General features: G+C 51.9%; 3 protein-coding genes. All 3 read right to left on the reverse strand.

The annotated features are described in order from the left end of the window. Window positions 1–14: 14 nt before the first annotated feature. Window positions 15–305 carry a hypothetical protein gene (locus Q0349_RS03300; protein WP_298079453.1) on the reverse strand — a complete coding sequence of 97 codons (291 nt, stop codon included), beginning with the start codon at window positions 303–305 and terminating at the stop codon, window positions 15–17. Window positions 306–426: 121 nt separating this feature from the next. Next, window positions 427–681 (reverse strand): hypothetical protein, encoded by a 255-nt coding sequence (locus Q0349_RS03305; protein WP_298079454.1) that lies wholly within the window; start codon window positions 679–681, stop codon window positions 427–429. A 14-nt stretch (window positions 682–695) separates the two neighbouring features. Continuing rightward, window positions 696–1168: hypothetical protein (locus Q0349_RS03310; protein WP_298079455.1), on the reverse strand; the 473-nt coding region annotated here is incomplete at its 5' end.

Below are 1168 nucleotides of genomic sequence, written 5' to 3' on the forward strand. Positions count from 1 at the left end.
TGTCCGCTCTGCGTTTATTCGTTATCCGGGTTTTGTCGCTTCCAGAATTTCAGCCTGATTTCTTTGTTGGGATGAAATGCAAGCAGATGGGTAAAAGTGGCAGTTCCCAGTACAAAGCCAGCCAAGATGAGCGCAGCCATCGGGCGATTGTTTTTTGCCCATACCGCATCAGGTAAATGCATCAGCACAGGATAGGCAACAATGTAAGTCAGGATAAGCAGCAATATTTTTTGTTTAAAGGATTTTTCCCAACTTCCAATAATTTTTCCGATAAATAACACAATTCCCAAAAATACTTTTGTCATTCTCCCTCCGTATTTATTACAACAGCTTGTAGGTCGGGCACTTGTACCCGACGTTTCCATGTCGGCCATAAATGGCCGACCTACGTTTGTTCGTTATCCGGGTTTTGTTTTTTCCAGAATTTCAGGGAGATTTTTTTGTTGCCGTAGAAGGTGGCAAGGTGGCGAAGACTGTTGTTATCAGCATTAAAACAGTCTGTATGAATATGGATGTCAGGAGGCTGCCTTTCGCACCGTTTGCTTCAAACAAAAACACAAGCAAAATACAGGCTATGGTGTAAGTAATGGTGAATGGCAGGATTTTTTGTTTCCAGGGTTTTTCCCAACTGCCAATGATTTCGCTAATAAAAAGGGTGATTCCCCAAAGTGCGTATTCCATCTTTCCTCCCGGTGTTATTGCAAGAGTTCCTGCAACGGCGCGAAGTGCTCGCGCAGGTAGGTTTCAAAGTCGGGCTGGGGCTCGGCTTCTTTTTCTTGTTGCTTAATGAGGCTGGCGGCGGCCTGTTCTTTTAATGCCTGGGCAATGTCGGCGGCGAGCGGGGCGTGCAGGGTAGCGGCGTGTTTTTCGCGCCAGGCGAGGTGGTAGTCAAGGAATCCCGCATGGTTGCCCGCTTGTGCGCGGTAGGGCAGGTGGCGGCGTGCTTCCACTTCTGCGATGAGTGTGGCGAGGGCGGCGCTGGTCGCGGTCTCGCCGCGTTCTGCGTCCAGGCGCGCGGCGACGGGTTCGAGTGCGTGCAGCCGTTCGAGGGCGACGGTTTGTACCGGGCGGTCGCGCTGCTGCTGTTTGAGGGTGAAGTGCTCGGCGAGGCCGCAGCAGGCGGTGCGCAGGCGGTTGTGCGCGTTTTCGTCGCGGGCGCTGTGGTTTT

This window comes from uncultured Cardiobacterium sp. (genome assembly GCF_938028185.1).
In the GTDB taxonomy this organism is placed as follows: Bacteria; Pseudomonadota; Gammaproteobacteria; order Cardiobacteriales; family Cardiobacteriaceae; genus Cardiobacterium.

What these genes read in the sequence shown, in the direction of transcription:
- Q0349_RS03300 (WP_298079453.1), bottom strand. Translation starts at nt 305, where the DNA reads ATGACAAAAGTATTTTTGGGAATTGTGTTATTTATCGGAAAAATTATT.
- Q0349_RS03305 (WP_298079454.1), bottom strand. Translation starts at nt 681, where the DNA reads ATGGAATACGCACTTTGGGGAATCACCCTTTTTATTAGCGAAATCATT.